This is a genomic window from Pigmentiphaga sp. H8 (assembly GCF_003854895.1).
GTDB lineage: Bacteria > Pseudomonadota > Gammaproteobacteria > Burkholderiales > Burkholderiaceae_B > Pigmentiphaga.
In genome coordinates this window covers 2,210,499-2,228,619 of the sequence record NZ_CP033966.1, presented here as the reverse complement: position 1 = coordinate 2,228,619, position 18,121 = coordinate 2,210,499, and the positions used below count along the sequence as shown (strand labels likewise).

Sequence of the window (18,121 nt, the reverse complement as noted above, 5' to 3'; positions counted from 1 at the left end):
GCCTCAGCCCCGCCGGGCGGCTGCTATCGCGGCGACGTCGATCTTCTTCATGTCCATCATCGCCGCGAACGCGCGCTTGGCTTCCCCGCCGCCCACGGCCAGGGCCTCGGTCAGCACGCGCGGCGTGATCTGCCAGGAGACGCCCCATTTGTCCTTGCACCAGCCGCATGCGCTTTCCTGGCCGCCGTTGCCGACGATGGCGTTCCAGTAGCGGTCGGTTTCCTCCTGGTCGTCGGTGGCGATCTGGAACGAGAACGCCTCGTTGTGCTTGAAGGCCGGCCCGCCGTTCAGGCCCAGGCAGGGAATGCCGGCTACCGTGAACTGGACCGTCAGCACGTTCCCCGCCTTGCCGGACGGGTAATCGCCGGGAGCACGGTGGACGGCGTGCACCGCGCTGTCGGGAAAGGTCTCGGCGTAGAAATGGGCCGCCTCCTCGGCGTCCTTGTCGTACCACAGGCAGATCGTGTTCTTGGCGATGGTCATGGCAGGTCCTCGTGCATGGAAATGAGGTCACGCCAGCCGAGCTTAGATCAAGAACCTTGCAAGCGGTAGAACCTCGCGGCCGTATCGTGGAACAGCGATGTCTTCTCCGCGTCGCCGTAGCCTGCCGCCACCCGCTTGAACGCGTTCCAGAGCACGCCGTACCCGCAGGATTGCTTGTCGACGGGGAAATTGCTCTCGAACATGCAGCGTTCCGCGCCAAACAATTCGATACAGGTTTCGATGTACGGCCTCCAGGCTGCGGCCAGCTCCGTCGACGAGGGCGGCAAGGGCCGGGTGTGGAAATCCCACCCGCAGTACAGCATCCCCAGCCCTCCCACCTTCACGTGAAGATGGGGAAAAACCGACAGCTCGCGCAAGCGGGCACGCCAGGATTCGAAGACTTCCGTTCTGTCGACGTAGGGAGGAATGCCCAGCACGCCTCCGACATGGTTCAGCACCACGGGCGTATCGGGAAACTCCCGCAACAACCCGCCCAGTTCAGCCAGTTGCGTATGGTAGATCCACGCATCGAACGAGAGCGCGTGGCGGCGCAGCGCCGCGTAGCCGCGGCGGAACGACGGATCGGCCAGCATGTACCGGGGCGAGAACGACCTGCCGTAGGCGGCGCTGCCGTCATCCCAGGTCGCTCCGTGCCGTATACCCCGCAACCGGCCGTTGCCGGCGGCGACCAGGGCCTCCAGGACAGCCTCGATGTCCGGCGTCCTCAGGTCGGCGTGGCCGACGATGGCCTCGCAAATCCGGGTCGCGCCGTATTGTCCGCTTGCGCTGGCTGCCGCCATGCCGTTGGCGAACTCGACTTCTCCTACCGGTTTCATCGCTTCCGGCCCATCGCGGCGATACATGCTCTTGGCCTGGAGGAACACCGTGGCAACGATGTTGTGCCATGAATCCAGGTCGGCCAGCAGCTCATCCAGCAGGTATCTTCCACGCTCGTCGTGCCAAAGGTGGTGATGCGGGTCAATGATGGGCAATCCGGGATCGATCGCCTCTTCATGCCGCCTGGCCGTCCATGCCGCCAGTTCGTCGAGCGCGCGCGGCATGTTGCCCCGGAACTCGGGAACGGCTCGGATCTCGGTAGTCATGCCCTTCCCCCTTGCTCTTCATGGCAGGAAGGCGGGATGCGGACCTCCGCGCCCGCCCAGGCCTCGTAGTACGTCGCCAGCCGGGACATGTCCTCCCCGCCCCGGCCCAATCCCGCCGCCAGCCGGTACAGCGCCCGCGTACCGTCGAGCACCCAGGTCGTCACGCCCAGCCTCCGGGCCTCGTCGGCGACGAAGTCGAGATCGCTCAATGCCGCTCCCAGCGATTTCCCATAGGCGAACTTCCGGGTGGCGACCTGCTCCGGCAGGACGTGCGAGCTCGCGAAGTTCCTGCCCGTCTCGATGCCCAGGATCCGCGTCATCGTGATCGGGTCCAACCCCGCTTTCGAGCCGGCGACGAACGCCTCGCAAGCCACGGCCAGCAAGGTCGCCGACACGGCTCCCACCAACCGCTCCATCAGCCGCGCGGCTCCCGGCGAGTCCGTCGCCTGTGCCGGGCGTCCCCCCTCGACCTCGATTCCCGCCCACGGCTCGAGATAGGTGATCAGCGAGGTTCCATCCCGCTCGGCTCCGCCCTGGGATGCCGCGAACCCCCAGATCTGCTGCACTCTCCTGGCGATCCAGGCCGGCACGCCAAGCTCTTCCACGACGCCCACGGCCAGGGACGTATCCTTGGCCGTAATGGCCATCCTGGCGCCGAAATCGAAGCGCCGGGCAAGCACCGATCTGGCGAACTTGTTGCGTGTCGCGCTGCTGCTCGCATCGCTCGCGTTGATGGCCTCGAGCATCGCCTCGGGCGCCAGCCCGGCCTTGACGCCCAGGATCATCGCTTCGCACGCCACCGCCATGCCCGTCGCGGACAGCAGATTGTTCAGCAGTTTCAAGGTCTGGGCGCGGCCGTTCTCTTCCCCCAGGTACAGCAGCGCAGTGCTTGCCAGGTCCTCCAGGACCGGCCGCGTCCGCCCGAACGTCGCCGAGGGGCCCGAGCACATGATGCCCAGCTTGCCGTTGCCGGCGGTGACCACATTCCCCGTGATGGGTGCGTCCAGGAGATCGATTTTCCTGGCGGCCAGGGCCGCTCCGAGCTCGCGGGCGAAGGCCGGCCCCGTGGTGGAAAAATCCACAAGCGTCGAGATGCTGGTCCCGTGCTGCAACCCTTCCGGCCCCAGCGCGACTTTCCGCAAGGCGCCCAAGGACGGCAGGCAGGTGAAGACCGTCGAGGCGGCGCTGGCCAGTTCCGTCAAGGTCGCGGCGGCGCGCGCGCCATGGTTCACCAGGTCTTCGACCGCCTTGCCGTTCAGGTCGCTGACGATGACGTCGTATCCCCGGGACAGCAGCCATCGCGCCATGGGAGCCCCCATGGCGCCCAGCCCCACGAACCCTATCGGTTCGCGGGCCCCGCCGCTACCCGTTCCTGTCGATTCCTTCATCCCGCCTCCTGTCCCGGCATCGCCGCCATTCGTTCAATCGATCTGCGTGTTCGTGCGCTTGATCACATCGCGCCATTTGTCGATCTCGGCAGCCAGGAAGGCCTTGAATTCCTCCGGCGTCGAGCCGCGTGCTTCCGTGTTCATCTCCGCGAGCTTGGCGTCCAGGTCGGGCATTTTCAAGGCCTGGTTCACGGCCTGGTTCAGCCTGGCGATGATGGCCGGCGGCGTGCCCGCGGGCGCGAGCAGTCCCTGCCAATTGTTCACCTCGAACCCAGGAAGGCCGAACTCGGCAATCGCCGGTACGTCGGGAAGAGACGACTGGCGTTTGGGCGCGGTCACGCCCAGCAGCCGAAGCTTGCCCGTCTCCGCCTGCGGCAGCGCCGACGCGGGGGTCAGGAGCGACATGTCGACATTGCCGGACAGCAGCGACACCGCCGCCGGCGCCATTCCGCCGTACGGAACGTGGACGGCCTTGAATCCCGCCAGGTCCTTCAGCAACTCCATCCCCAGGTGAGATCCCTGCCCGGCGCCGGCGGACGCATAGGTCAACTCGCTCTGCCTGCCCTTGGCGACCAGCTCGGGGAACGACTTCAGCGGCGACGCCGCCGGAACGCACAGATAGAAATAATTGGCGACCATGAGGCTGACCGGCGCGAAATCCCGCACGGGGTGGAACGGAAGCTTCCTGTACAGCGTCAGATTGCTCGCGAAGCTGGAGTTCGCGGCAAGCAGGGTATAACCATCGGCCGCCGCCCTGGCCACGTAGTCCGCGCCGATGTTGCCGCCGGCTCCCGGCTTGTTCTCCACGATGACAGGCTGTTTCAGCGCCACCGCCAGCTTTTCCGCCACCAGCCTCGCCACGACGTCCGCCCCGCCCCCGGCCGACGAATTCACGACCAGCCGGATAGGCTTGCTGGGATAGGTTTCCGACCATGCCACGGCCGGCAGGGTGGCCACCGCCGCCACGAGAGCGATCTGCGCGCAGTTGCGCGGCACAGCACGACATGCATTCATTTCCGTCTCCTGTCGGGATCGGGCATCGCCCGCCCCGTGTTTTGGTCGTCAATCGCGATCGGTGGCTACTTCCCGCTGAATACGGGCTTCCGGCGTTCCTTGTAGGCGGCGATCGCCTCCCGGTAGTCGTCCGTCGACTGGATGACCGCCATATGGGCGGACACCGCGCGCAGGCTGGTCCTGAGGTCCGTATGCAAGGACTGGTAGAGCAGTTTCTTGATCTCGCGCTGCTGCACGGGCGGCCCTTCGGACAAGCGCGCGGCGAATGCCAGCGTCTCCGCCATCAGCCTTTCGTCGTCATAGACGCGCGAAACCAGCCCCACTTCGAGTGCCGTCGAGGCATCGACGAAATCCCCGGTCCACAGCAACTCCAGCGCTCGCGCCACACCCACGATGCGCGGCAGGAAATAGCAGCCGCCGTTTCCCGGCAACAGCCCCACCTTGACGTATGCCTCGGCGAAACGCGCCGAGGCGGCGGCGAAGCGGATATCGCACATCAGGGCGAGATCCATGCCGGCCCCCACGGCCGAGCCATTGACCGCGGCGATCAAGGGCTTCTCGAATTCCTCGACCGCGCGCGCGACGCGATGCGTCACACCGTGCAGGCGATCCATCCTTTCCAGCGGCGTGGGCGCCCCTCCCCCGCCGTCGTTGGCACGCCGCCCAAGATCGCCTCCCGAACAGAACGCATCGCCCGCGCCTGTCAGGACCACGCAGCCGACGCCAGGGTCATCGTTCGCCGCACGCAGCGCCGAGCACAGCGCATCGAGCATCTCTTCGCTCTGCGCGTTCTTTTTCTCGGGCCGGTTCAGGCGGGCGATCACCACCCGTCCTTCTCTCGAAACATCCAGATCCGCCACCTTCATTCTCCTTGCTCAGCCAGCCTGCTTTCCTAGTGCCTGATCGCGGCCCGGTGCCGCTCATGCTCTTGCCGGGCCTCGTCCAGCGCACGCTTCACGCCACGGTTCATCCATCGCTTGACCTGCGCATACGCCTGCGCCCCCTTGGCGCCCAGCAATGCCGCCAGCTCCTCCGCCCGGCCCTGCACCGCGCCGTGTTCGGCCAGTTCCCGCACCAGCCCCCTGGTCCGGGCATCGGCGGCGGGCATGCGGCGCCCCGTCAGGACGAGGTCCATGGCCGCGCTGCGACCCGCCACCGCTTCCACGATGCTGGCGCCCGAGAAGGTGGGTATGCCGATGTCGATCTCGGGCAGCGAGAAGCTTGCCTCGACACTGGCGACACAGGCATCCGCCAGCCAGGCCAGCATGGCGCCAGCGCCTATGGCCGCGCCCTCCACCGCGACGACGATGGGTTTGGCGCTGTCCAGCACGGCGTCCTGCAGCCGCGCCAACGCCACAGAACGCCGTTCCCTTTGCCCGGCGACGTCACCGTCCGGCGCCTGCTCCTTCACGTCCACGCCGGCGCAGAAGATGCGGGCGCCGGGCGCGCACAGCACGACGGCTCGGACATCCTCCTGCGCAGCGGCTTCGTGGATGGCCTGCGCCATGGCTTCCATCATGCCGACGGTCAAGGCGTTGGCCTTCGCGGGCCGGTTCAGCACCATCCATTTGATCGAATCCCTTACCTCGATCCGCACCAGGGTTTCATGTTCGGTCATACTCTTGCTCTCTCGCTGGGACATCTTGTCGCTGCATGCATGGCGCCGCGCTACGAAGGCTGGAACACATCGGCGAAGAACTGCCTGGAAGGAAGCCCGCGCGCGCCGATGAACTCGCGGCGCGCGGCCTCCACCATCGCCGGTGCCCCGCATACGTACACGTCGTGGCCGGAAAGATCGTCGAAATCGTCGATGACGGCCTGGTGGACGAAACCGGTCCTCCCCTGCCAGGCATCCGTCGCCAGTCCGTCGGAGACGACCGGCACGTAGATCAGTCGGGCTTCGTCATGCCAGCGGCTCGCCAGCTCGTGAAGATAGAGATCGGAAGGGCGGCGCCCGCCCCAGTAGAGCGCCATGGGCCTGCCGGAACGCTGCCGGATCAGGGTTTCTATCATGGCCTTCACCGGCGAGAATCCCGTCCCGCTAGCGACGAAAAGCAATGGGCGGTCGGATCCGTTGCGCAGGACGAAGGTCCCCAAGGGGCCTTCCATCCTCATCAGGTCGCCATCCTTGGCGCTTTCGAAGACATACCTGCTCAGCACGCCGCCGTAATTCCGCAGATGCATCTCCAGCCAGCCATCGCCGCTGGACGGCGCATTGGCCAGGGACACGCAGCGGCGCACGCCGCCGGACATGACCACGTTCATATGCTGGCCAGCGACGAAACCCAGCGTCTCGCCCTCCGGCAAGGCGAGCCGGATCCGCCGCACGTCGTCGGAAAGCGCCTCTACCCCGGCCACCCGCGCCGCGACGCGGCGCACGGGCACGTTGCGTGTTTCTTCCACGATATTGCACTCGAGCGTCACGTCCGAGACGGCCCTGGTCTGGCACAGCAGGACATGACCTTCGTCGCGGTCGTGCCGGGAAAGCCCCCTGGCCTTCGCCGCGTCGAAATCGACCTGCCCGTCGACGACGCGCGCCCGGCAGGTGCCGCACAGCCCCGTCTTGCAGCTGTGGGGCAGTACGACCTCCGCCCGCAGCGCCGCCGCCAGGATGGACTCGCCGGCCGTAGCCTCGAATGTCATTTCCACCGGCAGGCAGCTTATCTTCAGGTTGGTGGACACCGTTCGCCCTCCGTCATGCCGCACCGCGTCCGGGCCGAGCCTTCGGCACCACCAAGGCATCCGCCGCCACGACGCCCCGGGAGGACAGGAACAGCGGATTGACATCGATTTCCTGGACCTCGTCCCGAACGGCCCAGCCAAAGCGCGACAGGGCGGCCAGGGCACGCGCGGCCGAAGCCACGTCCAGGGTTGCGCCCCCGCGCGCGCCGTCGAATATCGGCCGGCAACGCAGTTCGTCCAGCATTTCCAGCGCGGTCCGTTCGTCGAACGGCGCCAGCCTGAAGGAGACATCTTTCAGGATCTCCGCATAGATGCCCCCCGCGCCGACCATGACGACCGGCCCGAACACCACGTCGTTCACCACGCCCGCGATCAGTTCGAAACCCTCGGTGACCATCTCCGACACCATCATGCCGTCTATGGCCGCCGCCGGCGCCAGCCGCGCGACGCTCTCGCGTATCTGCCCGATCGCCGACGCGACTGCTTCCGCGGACGCCAGATTGACCTTCACACCCCCGACTTCGGACTTGTGGGGAATGTCGCGCGACACGACCTTGACCACGGCGGGGTAGGACAGGCCCGCCAGGTCCGCGCGTTCGTCGCCGCGCACCAACAGGTCCTTGGTGACCGGGACCCCGGCCTTGGACAGCACCGCCTTGGATTCCATTTCCGACAGCGCCCGCCCGGCCCGCAGCGCCGCGCGCGCGTCCGTGTCCAGCTCGGCGGCGGGCTCTGCCAGCGCGGCGCCCACGATGCGCTCGCGCGCCCGCCCGTAGGCCCACAGCACGGCCAGCGCGTGCGCCGCCCGGGACGGCGAAGGCAGCACCGGGATACGGGCTTGCGAGAAGATGTCCAGCGCCTCGGCGTTCGCCGCAACCGGCGTCGACGAGAAGACGACGATGGGCTTGGAATAGTGATTCGACACCCGCGCGATGACCTCGGCCGCCACTGCGCTGCCGCCGGGTCCCGTCGTCGCCAGGTTCACGCACAGCGAACCGACCTGGTCATCATCCAGGACCGCTCGCAGCGCGACTTCCAGCTTGTCCTTGTTGTGCTCGGAGAAATAGCCGGCCGTCAGGTCGATGGGATTGTGTATCGCGCCTATGCTCGGCACCACGGGAGCGAGGCGCTCCTGCGTCGCCTCGGTAAGCGCGGATAGCGTCAGCCCGCGCCGCTCGCCGGCGTCGGCGAAGACGATCGCCGATCCGCCCGAAACGCCCATGACGGCGACGGCATTGCCTTGCGGCTGCTTGCCCGGCGCGAACGCCTTCAGGTAGTCCACCACCTCGTGCAGCTCGCCGATTTCCACGATTCCCGTCTGCTTGTACAGCGCCCGGTAGAAATCGTAGCTGCCGGTCATGCTGGCCGTGTGCGACGCCGCGGCCCGGGCTCCCTGCTCCGTCACTCCGCCCTTCCACAGCAGGACGGGCTTGCCGGCGGCAAGCGCACGCCGGCCGACCCGCAGCAATGCACGGCCGTCCCGGGTCCCTTCGATGTACGCCACGATGCACCGTGTTTCCGGATCGTCGATCAGCGCATCGATCATCTCCACCGTGTCGATGTCGCTTTCGTTGCCGGTTGCGACCACGTGCCTGAAGCCGATCTTCGCTTCGGCGCAGGCCAGCGCGATGCTGTAGCCGAATCCACCGCTTTGCGTCACCAGCGAGACATTGCCCGGTTCCAGCTTGGGATCCCGGGTAATACTGCCGAACGCCGCATAGACATTCGAGGGAATACTGGCGAATCCCAGGCAATTGGGCCCGATGACCCGGATGCCCGCACCACGGGCGATGTCCAGCAGCTCTTTTTCCCGCTCGACGCCTTCCGGCCCGCTTTCCCGGAATCCGCCGCTGAACACGGTGACATAGGGCACGGATTTCGCCGCGCACTCCCGCATGACAGGAATCACCCCTTTCGCGGGTACGCCGATCACGACCAGATCCACGTCCTCGTCGATGGCCTGCACCGAGGCATAGCACTTCAACCCCTGGAATTCCTGGTACTTCGGATTGACCGGGAAGATCCGCCCTTGATAGCCGTTCCTCATCAAGGCCCGAACCGCCTGGGAGCCAGGACGCGCGGCGTCGTCGGAAACCCCGACCACCGCGATGGACCGGGGCTCCAGCAAGAATTGGAATTTGCTCATACCGTCTCTACCATCCACCTGTTCGACTTCGATTCTTCCCCGGCAGCGACATGGCGCTACGCCGGCTCGACCATGCCCATCCAGTACTGCAGTTCGCCGTCCGGCAGTGGCACGTCGTACTTGCGCTGATACGCGAGCCGCCCGTCCGGCCCGATGCGAAAAACGGAAAGTGCCGCGGGAACGTGTTCGATTTCCCCGTCTCGCAGGACGTTCATGGCCTTGATGCTGGCGGCGACGAGCATGCCGCCTGCGGGATCCAGCGCGAACGTCCTGGCGTGGAAGGAACCGATGTCCGCGTTCTGGATACGCACGGGCTCGCCGCTGGACGGATCGATCTGGAAGACGGCGATGCTGTTCTCCCCCTTGGCGAACACTTTCCGCCCTCCTGCCGCCATGGTCTCGTCCGCGCGATTGGCAACATAGACATGGCGCCCGTCCGGATGGACATGGATGGCGCCCACGAGCTGCCGCGGCCCTGCGGCGCCGGGGTTCTCGAGCGTGGTGGCCACGTATGCGGGCCTTTCCTCGATCGAGCCGTTCGACACCCGGAACATGGCCAGGCAGTTGTGGCGCTCGTCCGCCACGTACAACCACGGCTTACCGGGGTGGAAGGCCACGTGGCGCGGTCCGAACCCGAACCCGCCCCCCGGCGCGACGACCTGCCCCGCGACGAGCCGGCCATCCTTCATGGGATACACCCGCAGCGCCCCCGGATCCTCGGGCTTGTCCTGGGTCGCATGGTTTCCCCGGTCCACGACCAATGCCGCCGACGCATCGGGAAAGGCCATCACCTGGTGCGGATAACTCCCGAAGTCGGTCTGCTCGTCCTGCTCGACCGCTTCCCCCAGCGATCCGTCCGGCCGTATCCGATGAACCGTCACCCACGATCGCGGGAAGTTGTGCGCGTTGATGACGAACTTTCCTTCTGGGTCGACGCAGAGGTGCACCGCCCTGGCCGCCAGGTTCCGCGTCTCGCCCAATTGGCACAGCCCGCCTTCCCGGTCGATGCGGAAAGCCGTGACCTGGTTGTCCCTGGAATGGGTCCGTGGGCCGGAACTGGCCGTCGTCACATAAAGAACCCGCAGCGCCGGATGCCTCCAGGCATATTGCACCCGGCTCGGCATGAGAAATTCCGCCCGCCTCGTCAGCCGGGCCTCGACCCTGTCGATCTCGTATCGGGCCAGCACGTTCCCTACCGCGCTGTACAACACCGTTGCGCCGCTCATCGATGCCTCCGGGCTCATTCGGCCTGCGCCGGCGTGAACATGGGAATGGCGTAATCGCCATCGGTGGGAACGCATACGAGCCTGACCCGTTGCCCGACCCGGACAAGATCCAGATCGGTGTCCACGATGTTCGTCATCATGATCGGCCCTTCGTCCAACTGCACGTAGGCAATGCAATAAGGCGTGTCCGGACCCTTGCGCGTGACGCTGAACGTGTAAATCGTTCCGGCACCCGCGGCCGGTTTCAGCTCGACCTCGGCGCTCCAGCAGAACGGACACATGCACCTGGGATAGTGGTGGAGTTCCCCGCATGCCCGGCATGCGCCGACCAGCAGGCTCCCGTTCCGGGCCGCGATGAAATATTCCTCGTCGCCCGGGTTCAATGCGGGATCGCCGAGTTTCCAGGCGCCGCTGCGCTGCTCCGTCATCATGCCTCCCGTTCCATGATCAAGGTCGCCGCGCCATGGCGGTGGCCGATCGCGCCGCCTATGCCCGACGCCAGGGCCAGCGTGCACCCCGGGACCTGCAGTTCCGGGTGTGCTTCGCCCCGGAGCTGCCTGACCGCCTCGATGATTTTCGTCATCCCCCCACGGTTGGAAGGATGATTGTTGCAAAGCCCGCCCCCATCCGTGTTCACGGGTAGCCTGCCCACGCCCGCGATCAGGTTTCCGTCCTGGACGAACCGCCCGCCCTCGCCCTTCCCACAGAACCCGAGGTCTTCCAGTTGCAGCAGCACGGTGATGGTGAAGCTGTCATAGATCGAGGCGTACTGGATATCGCCGGGTCCGACGCCCGCGGCCTCGAAGGCCCGGGGGCCGCTCCAGGCCTGTCCGGTGTAGGTGAGATCGATCTTCCCCCCATCCTGATGCTTGGTGGTCTCGCCATATCCCTTGATGCGGACCCGGGGCCTGTGCAACTGTGCGGCGACCTCGGCGCGCGCAACAATGAGGGCGCCGCCGCCATCGGTCACCACGCAGGAATCGAGACGGCGCAGCGGATCGGAGATCAGCGGCGATGCCAGGACCTCGTCGACGGATACCGGCTTGCGCAGCATCGCATGAGGGTTGTGTTGCGCGTGGCGCGACGCCGCCACCTTGATCCATGCAAGCTGCTCCGATGTCGTGCCGAACTCATGCATGTGGCGCATCGCGCACATGGCATACAGATTCAAGGTCACCGGCCGGTACGGCATCTCGTACGGCGACTCGGGAAGATTCGAACCCCTGACCCGCACCTGCGTTCCGGAAATACCCTCGGACCTGGGACGGCCGGCCAGCGTGATCAGGGCGACGTTGCATCGGCCTGCGGCGATCGCCTGGGCGGCGTGCGCCACGTGTATGAGATACGAACACCCTCCCATGTCGGTCGAGTCCAGGTGCCTCAGCTTGCGCAGGTTGAGATAGTTGGCCAAAGACCACGGATTGGCCCCCGGCGCATCGCCGGCGCAGAAGAACCCGTCGATGTCGTCCCTGGACAAACCCGCGTCCTCGACCGCCCCTTTCGCCACCTCGGCGTGCAGTCTGGCCACGGAATGATCCGGCGCATGGCGCAGCGGGTGCTCGTACGCTCCCACGATGTATGCCTGATCCTTGCCCGCCATTCGTCCCTCCCAAACCTTAAAGTTCCAATGAATGAAACTGATACCATCTACAGGAACTCATGATAGCATACCGACCATGGCGAAAGGCAACTGCCGATCCGCTCCGATAGCGCAACGGAATTGAGGTTCCCCCATGAACGACGAGGTAGTCAGCTACGAGATCCGCGATCGCGTAGGCATCATCACCCTACGCAACCCGCCCGTTAACGCCCTGGCGCCCGGCGTACGCGAAGGCATCATTGATTTCGTCAAGGCGGCGAACGAGGATCCGGTGGTGGATGCGATCGTGCTGACGGGAGCCGGCCGCAACTTCATGGCCGGGGCCGATATCCGGCAGTTCGGAAAAGCACGCGCGGTAACCACCCGGGCCAGCGCGGGTGCCATCGAGGCCAGCGAAAAACCCGTCGTGGCGGCCATGGACGGCTACTGCCTGGGCGGTGGGCTGGAACATGCCCTCGCCTGTCATTACCGCATCGCAACACCGGCTGCCAGGCTCGGCCTGCCGGAAATCAAGCTGGGCATCATTCCCGCCGGCGGCGGTACCCAGCGGCTTCCCCGGCTCGTCGGTGCCGAGGCCGCGCTGGACCTGATCCTCTCCGGCCGGCAAGTGGGCGCGGACGAAGCACTGGCCCTGGGATTGATAGACGAAATCGCCGCTGGCGATCTGGTGGAATTCGCGGCCGGCGTCGCCCGGCGGATCGCGTCCGGGCGGCCGCTGCGCAGGACGTCCCTCTTGACTGCATGGCAGGACGCCGACCGGGAGAAACCGGAAATCATCGAAGCGGCGCGCAAGACGGCGGCCCGCAGGAAATCGCCCTTGAAAGCGCCGGGCTACGCGATCGAACTGGTGGCGGCCTCTCTGCATGCGGATTTCGGTCCGGGCCTTGAGCTCGAGCATGATCGCTTTTCCGAGCTCGAACATTCGGACGAATCCAAGGCCCTGAGATATGCGTTCTTCGCGGAGAAAACGGCCGGCAAGATCCCCGGCATCGCCACGCCGGCCGCGGGCGACAAGGTTCGCCGCGCTGCGGTGGTCGGGGGAGGAACCATGGGAAGCGGCATCGCGATCGCCTTCGCCGACGTCGGCATTCCCGTCAAGATGCTCGAAGCCACCCCCGAGGCGCTGGAACGCGCCATGGAACGCATCCGGTCGACCTACGAGACACGGGTTCAGCGCAAGAGCCTCACCCCGGATCAGATGCGGGAGAGGATGGCGCGGATCGAACCGGTCAGCCGCTATGAAAGCATCGGCGACTGCGACGCCGTCATCGAGGCCGTATTCGAAAGAATCGACCTGAAGGTGGACATCTTCGGCAAGCTGGACGTGGTGATGAAACCGGACGCCCTGCTGCTCACCAACTCCTCCGCGATCGACATCAACGTCATGGCCCGCGCCACGAAAAGGCCCGGGTCCGTGGCGGGCGCGCACTTCTTCGCTCCGGCGAACGTCATGAAACTGTGCGAGATCGTTGCCGGCGACGCCACCTCGATCGACACGCTCGGCCGTGCGACGGCAATGGGCAAGGCGCTGGGCAAGATCAGCGTGGTCGCCGGATCGTGCGACGGCTTCGCCGCGAACCGGAGCCGGGCTCCGCTGGTGACCGAGATGATGCTGCTTCTCGAAGAAGGCGCCCTGCCCTGGCAGATCGACAAGGTCATGATGGATTTCGGCTACCCCATGGGTCCGTTCGCGGTCAGCGACCTGTCGGGCCTGGACGTCAGCTACGACACGCGCAAGCGCCGCGCCGCCGCGGACCCCACCTATCGCAAGCTCCACGTCCCGGATCGCCTGGTGGAGATGGGCCGCTATGGCCAGAAGAACGGCACCGGCTGGTATCGCTACGAGAAAAACGACCGGACGCCTCGCCCCGACGCCGTCGTCAGCCAGGTCATCGCCGACATCGCGCGGGAATTCGACATCCCCCAAAGGGAATTCACGGACGAAGAAATTCTCCACCGGCTGCTGTTCGCCTCGGTCAACGAAGCCTGCAAGATCATCGACGAAGGCAAGTCCTTCCGCGCGAGCGACATCGATGCGATGTGGCTCAATGGCTTCGGTTTCCCCCGCCATCGTGGCGGATTGATGTACTGGGCGGACGGAGTGGGCGCGCCCGTGGTCCTGCGCGAGGTCCAGGCATGGCACGACCGATATGGCAAGCGGTGGAAGCCCAGTCCGCTGCTGGCCCGGATCGTCGCGCAGGACGGCAGGCTGCGCGACGCCGCCGCGCCCGATACCGGTACCTTGCCGTCGCTGGTACGGCAGCCTTCAACCCCTGGCACCACGAAATGATGAATATGAACGACCCAAACACCACGCCGGCCACGGCGCCCCCCCCTGCCGCCGCTCCGTTCAAGACCTGGCAGTGCATACTCTGCGGCTTCATCTACGACGAGGCCGCCGGCATGCCGGGCGAAGGCATCCCCCCCGGCACCCGGTGGGCGGACGTGCCCGAGGACTGGATCTGCCCGGAATGCTCGGCGGGCAAGCAAGACTTCGAAATGATCGAAATCTGAATGGAGGAGAACACGATGTCCAGCAACGTAACGGTCGTCATCGGCGGCGACTGCGGCCCGACCCACGGCCCGTCACAAGGATTTCCCGTCGAGGGCTATACGGAACTCGTCGGGCCCGTACTCCGCGCCGCGGACATCCGGTTCGTGAATTGCATGCGAACCTACTCCAGCCGGAACGTCCGCGCCGAGCATGCGCCACAGGTGGGACAACCGATCGAAATGGCCGACATCTATACCCACGGCGGCTTCGATGCCGTCACGATGTCCAACAACCACAGCTTCGACAGCGGCGCCGAAGCCATGCTGGATACGCGCGCGCTGTTGAATCAGCGCGGCATCCAGGTAACCGGGGCGGGCCGCGACCTGGACGAGGCCCGCAAGCCCGCCATCGTCGAACGCAACGGCGTCAAGGTCGGATACCTGGGGTACACCTCGGTCGCGGCGGCGGGCAGCGAAGCCGGCGCGAACCGCCCCGGCGTCACCGCCATCCGCGTCAAGACGCTGTATGAAACGCGCGGACCGCACCAGCCGGTCCGCATCCACACCCAGCCGGACGCCGTGGATCTGTCGCGCCTGCTCGACGATATCCGGGCGCTGCGCGAGCAGGTCGACGTCGTGGTCCTTGCTTTCCACTCCGGCGTCATCCGCCTGCCCCGGGTCATATCCGATTACCAGGTCGCCGTCGCCCATGCCGCCATCGATGCCGGCGCCGATGTCGTCGTCGGCCATGCGCCGCACGTGCCCAAGGCGATCGAGGTCTACCGGGGCAAACCCATTTTCTACAGCCTCGGCGTTTTCGCGATGACCAAGTCGTTCGCGGCCCCGTCCTGGAAGGAACCCGCCTGGATGCATGGCGCCGTCCGCAATCACGCGGACCTCGACCCCGCGTTCCCCTTCATGCCTTACGGCAAGGACTGCACCATAGGACTGCTGGCCAGGATAACCGCCTCGTCCACCGGGCTGGACCGGGTTGCCTTCGTCCCCATGTCGTTCGACAGCCGATACCGTCCAGAGCCCCTGGAGCAGGCAGACCCGCGTTTCGCGCAGGTCCTCGACTACATGGAATGGGTGTCGGAAGACATGCCGCACCGATTCGCCGTCGACGGAAACGAAGTCGTCGTCCTCGTGGAGTAGGCATGGACCTGGGCATTCAAGGCAAGACCGCCGTCGTCACCGCCTCCAGTAGCGGCATGGGGCGCAACATCGCGCACGCATTGGCCGCAGAAGGGGCCAACGTCGTGCTGTTTGCCCGCAGCGCCGACAAGCTGGAAGCGGTCGCCGACGAGATCCGGGCGCAACATGGCGTGCGCGCCATTGCCGTGCCGGGCGACATGCTTGCGCAGCACGATGTCGCCCGGCTGCGGCGCATCGCCTGCGAAGAGCTGGAAGGCCCGGACATACTCATTCTCAACACCGGCCGTGCCCCCAACCCCCTGCGCGCGACGCTGGACGAGACCGACGAGGCCCGCTGGACGCAGGCCTACCAGAACCAGCTCTGGAGCGTCATCCAGGTCGCCAAGGAACTCGTTCCGGCCATGTTGGGACGCGGATGGGGCAGGATCGTTGCCGTCACCTCGGCCTCCGTCAAGCAGCCCATGCCTCACCACAGCCTGTCCACCGTCTTCCGGGCCGGCGTCAGCACCTACGTCAAGCATCTGGCCAATGAAGTCGGCCATGCGGGCATCACGGCCAACTGCGTCGCCCCCGCCTTGATCGATACCTCTCATCGAAGCGGCCAGGCTGCCTACACGCCCGAACAGGCGGCCGCCAGGAAAAGACTCACGCCGCTCGGCCGCATGGGCTCGCAGGAAGAAGTGTGCGGCGTCGTCACGTTCCTGGCATCGAGGCAGGCCGGATTCATCACGGGTTCGTCCATCAACGTGGAAGGAGGCATGGTGGGCGCGATCTTCTAACCCCTGCAACGCACCGGAGACAGTCATGAACAAGGCAATGAAGAACCATCGTCTTTCCTCGCTGGCAGTTGCCGTGCTTCTCATGGCCGGTGTCCAGGCCGCCAACGGCGAGGCCTACCCTGAAAAAACGATCCGGATCATCGCGCCGTCGTCGCCAGGAGGGGGAATCGACGTGCTGGCGCGCTTCCTCGGCGCCAAGCTGACGGAAAGCTGGGGCAAGACCGTGGTGGTCGACAACCGCCCCGGCGCGGGCGGCATCATCGGAACCTCCGCGGTGGCCCAGGCCAGCCCGGATGGCTACACGCTGCTCCTCATTGCCGGCGGCTATACGCTGAACCCCAGCCTGTACAAGAAGCTGCCGTACGACACGATGAACGACTTCGAGCGGATATCCTTGCTGGCGTGCGCGCCCAACATGCTGGTCGTGCACGAATCGATACCGGTGAAGTCGGTAAGCGAGCTCGTCGCTTACGCCAGGTCCAGGCCGGACGGCCTGACCTTCGGCTCCTCCGGCATAGGCACGACCAGCTATCTTTCGGCCATGCTCTTCCTGCAGCGCACGAAGCTGAAAATGGTCCACGTCCCGTACAAGGGTGCCGGACTGTCGAACAAGGCCATGCTGGCCGGCGAGGTGAACATGCTCTTCTCCGCCCCGCATGAAATGGTGCCGTATGCGCGGGAAGGCCGGGTCAGGCCGCTCGCCGTGACGTCCTCGAAGCGCCTGCCGCTGGTCGCCGACGTCCCGACCTTGGCGGAAGCGGGTTTCCCGGGCTTCGAAGTGAACACCTGTTACGGCATGCTGGCGCCTGCCAGGACGCCAACGGCGATCATCGAAAAACTGAGCAGCAAGCTCGCGGACATCCTCAAGACGCCGGACGTGCGCAAGCAGTTGGAAAGCCTCAGCTTCACGCTCATCGGCAGCACGCCTCAGGAGTTCACCGACTGGGCGCGAAAAGACCTTGCCCGGTGGTCCACCGAACTACGCGAAGCGGGGATACAGCCCGAGTGATCGACGGCTCAGGCCGGCCGACCTGCCCCGCAGATCTCGTTGAGCCGGTCGACGACGTACCGGTTCACCAGGATGCCTTCCCGGCGGCGGATCTCCCTTTCCCTGAAACCGCGCTCGGAAGGCACACGGATCTCGGAAATGCCCGGCTGGCGAGGCAAGGCCTTCACCTTGGCGAGCAGCTCGTCCAGTTCCGCGACGAACTGCTCCCTGGACATGAGCAACTCCGGATCGAATGCGATGAACAACGAACCAAAGTCGCTGACCTCGCCCAACCGGAACCGGGAACCCGCCAGCAGGCCCATCGCCTGGATCGCCAACGACACGCCATAGCCCTTGTGTCCGCCGAAAGGAAACACGCCGCCCTCCTTCAGCTCGCTCGCGGCCCGCGTCGGCTCTCCGCGCGCATTGATGCCGACGATCTCCGCGAAGTCTTCGCCCAGGAATGACTTGAGCATGATTTCCCCGGTCATCACCGCGCCGGTGCCCATATCGAAGATGAATGGATTGTCCTTGCCGGGCAGGGCAATCGCGAGAGGATTGGTGCCGAGGATTTTCCTGGCGGCCCCCGGCGGCACGACGGTGGGCGTGCTGCTGCCGAAATACACCACCGCGAAACCGGCCCTGGCTATCCGTTCCAGATAGTAGGCATTGCGCCCGGCGAACCAGCTGTTCCGAAGTCCTACTATCGCAACGCCGGAACCATGGACCTTGTCCAGTACGACCTCGACGGCGCGGGGAATCGACACGTATCCGACGTGGTTGCCGCCGTCGAGCAGCGCCGAAACCGGTGTTTCCCTGACGACGGACACGGGCTGGCGCGGCCGCTGCAGCTCCGGCCTGTCGGCGATCACCAGGATCCGCGGCAGTCCGGCGAACTCATAGCCCCACGTGGCGGCATCCACCAGATGTTCGGCCACCATCGCCGCTTCGTCCTGGGTGAAACCTATCCTGCAAAGCGCGGCCTCGCCCAGGGCCCGGGCCTCGGCAACGCTCATCCTTACCGTATCGGCGGTCGGTTGGTCCAGCAGTCGGGCATTCATGGC

General features: G+C 66.0%; 17 protein-coding genes. 5 read left to right on the top strand and 12 right to left on the bottom strand.

Annotation, left to right across the window (positions count from 1 at the left end; all coding sequences use genetic code 11):
- Positions 1-3 precede the first annotated feature (3 nt).
- The 11 genes from EGT29_RS10510 to EGT29_RS10460 form a co-directional block, all read right to left on the bottom strand.
- Positions 4-483, bottom strand: coding sequence for a VOC family protein (locus tag EGT29_RS10510; protein WP_124688978.1), 480 nt, complete (start codon positions 481-483; stop codon positions 4-6).
- A gap of 47 nt (positions 484-530) precedes the next feature.
- Positions 531-1,544 (bottom strand): amidohydrolase, encoded by a 1,014-nt coding sequence (locus EGT29_RS10505; RefSeq protein WP_124692296.1) that lies wholly within the window; start codon positions 1,542-1,544, stop codon positions 531-533.
- 38 nt (positions 1,545-1,582) lie between these two features.
- Positions 1,583-2,974, bottom strand: a complete 1,392-nt coding sequence (locus tag EGT29_RS10500; RefSeq protein ID WP_124688977.1) for an NAD-binding protein — start codon at positions 2,972-2,974, stop codon at positions 1,583-1,585.
- A gap of 33 nt (positions 2,975-3,007) precedes the next feature.
- On the bottom strand, positions 3,008-3,988 hold the full coding sequence (locus EGT29_RS10495; protein ID WP_124688976.1) for a tripartite tricarboxylate transporter substrate binding protein: 981 nt from the start codon (positions 3,986-3,988) through the stop codon (positions 3,008-3,010).
- A 65-nt stretch (positions 3,989-4,053) separates the two neighbouring features.
- Positions 4,054-4,848: an enoyl-CoA hydratase-related protein gene (locus EGT29_RS10490; RefSeq protein WP_370282939.1), complete on the bottom strand. Its 795-nt coding sequence runs from the start codon at positions 4,846-4,848 to the stop codon at positions 4,054-4,056.
- Positions 4,849-4,880: 32 nt separating this feature from the next.
- Positions 4,881-5,606 carry an enoyl-CoA hydratase/isomerase family protein gene (locus EGT29_RS10485; protein ID WP_124688974.1) on the bottom strand — a complete coding sequence of 242 codons (726 nt, stop codon included), beginning with the start codon at positions 5,604-5,606 and terminating at the stop codon, positions 4,881-4,883.
- Positions 5,607-5,656: 50 nt separating this feature from the next.
- Positions 5,657-6,670, bottom strand: a complete 1,014-nt coding sequence (locus EGT29_RS10480; RefSeq protein WP_124688973.1) for a 2Fe-2S iron-sulfur cluster-binding protein — start codon at positions 6,668-6,670, stop codon at positions 5,657-5,659.
- A 13-nt stretch (positions 6,671-6,683) separates the two neighbouring features.
- Entirely contained in the window at positions 6,684-8,816 is a 2,133-nt protein-coding gene (locus tag EGT29_RS10475; protein WP_124688972.1) for an acetate--CoA ligase family protein, read from the bottom strand.
- A gap of 56 nt (positions 8,817-8,872) precedes the next feature.
- Positions 8,873-10,042 carry a beta-propeller fold lactonase family protein gene (locus EGT29_RS10470; RefSeq protein ID WP_124688971.1) on the bottom strand — a complete coding sequence of 390 codons (1,170 nt, stop codon included), beginning with the start codon at positions 10,040-10,042 and terminating at the stop codon, positions 8,873-8,875.
- 14 nt (positions 10,043-10,056) lie between these two features.
- Positions 10,057-10,473, bottom strand: coding sequence for a Zn-ribbon domain-containing OB-fold protein (locus EGT29_RS10465; RefSeq protein WP_238160354.1), 417 nt, complete (start codon positions 10,471-10,473; stop codon positions 10,057-10,059).
- On the bottom strand, positions 10,470-11,642 hold the full coding sequence (locus tag EGT29_RS10460) for a thiolase domain-containing protein (RefSeq protein ID WP_124688970.1): 1,173 nt from the start codon (positions 11,640-11,642) through the stop codon (positions 10,470-10,472). The genes EGT29_RS10465 and EGT29_RS10460 overlap by 4 nt, the downstream gene beginning before the upstream one ends.
- A 133-nt stretch (positions 11,643-11,775) precedes the next feature.
- Here EGT29_RS10460 and EGT29_RS10455 point away from each other — a divergent pair, with 133 nt between their 5' ends.
- The 5 genes from EGT29_RS10455 to EGT29_RS10435 are packed head-to-tail and all read left to right on the top strand — an operon-like array spanning position 11,776 to position 17,078.
- Positions 11,776-13,932, top strand: a complete 2,157-nt coding sequence (locus EGT29_RS10455; RefSeq protein ID WP_124688969.1) for a 3-hydroxyacyl-CoA dehydrogenase NAD-binding domain-containing protein — start codon at positions 11,776-11,778, stop codon at positions 13,930-13,932.
- A 5-nt stretch (positions 13,933-13,937) separates the two neighbouring features.
- The gene (locus EGT29_RS10450) at positions 13,938-14,156 is read left to right on the top strand and encodes a rubredoxin (RefSeq protein WP_124688968.1); all 219 of its coding nucleotides are present in this window, start codon (positions 13,938-13,940) and stop codon (positions 14,154-14,156) included.
- Between the two features lie 15 nt (positions 14,157-14,171).
- Entirely contained in the window at positions 14,172-15,290 is a 1,119-nt protein-coding gene (locus tag EGT29_RS10445) for a CapA family protein (protein ID WP_124688967.1), read from the top strand.
- A gap of 2 nt (positions 15,291-15,292) precedes the next feature.
- The gene (locus tag EGT29_RS10440; RefSeq protein ID WP_124688966.1) at positions 15,293-16,069 is read left to right on the top strand and encodes an SDR family oxidoreductase; all 777 of its coding nucleotides are present in this window, start codon (positions 15,293-15,295) and stop codon (positions 16,067-16,069) included.
- A 25-nt stretch (positions 16,070-16,094) separates the two neighbouring features.
- A complete protein-coding gene (locus EGT29_RS10435) occupies positions 16,095-17,078 on the top strand; it encodes a tripartite tricarboxylate transporter substrate binding protein (RefSeq protein WP_124688965.1) in 984 nt (327 codons plus the stop codon).
- 8 nt (positions 17,079-17,086) lie between these two features.
- On the opposite strand, the gene EGT29_RS10430 is transcribed toward EGT29_RS10435, so the two are convergent.
- Positions 17,087-18,118, bottom strand: coding sequence for an Ldh family oxidoreductase (locus EGT29_RS10430; protein ID WP_124688964.1), 1,032 nt, complete (start codon positions 18,116-18,118; stop codon positions 17,087-17,089).
- Positions 18,119-18,121: the final 3 nt, after the last annotated feature.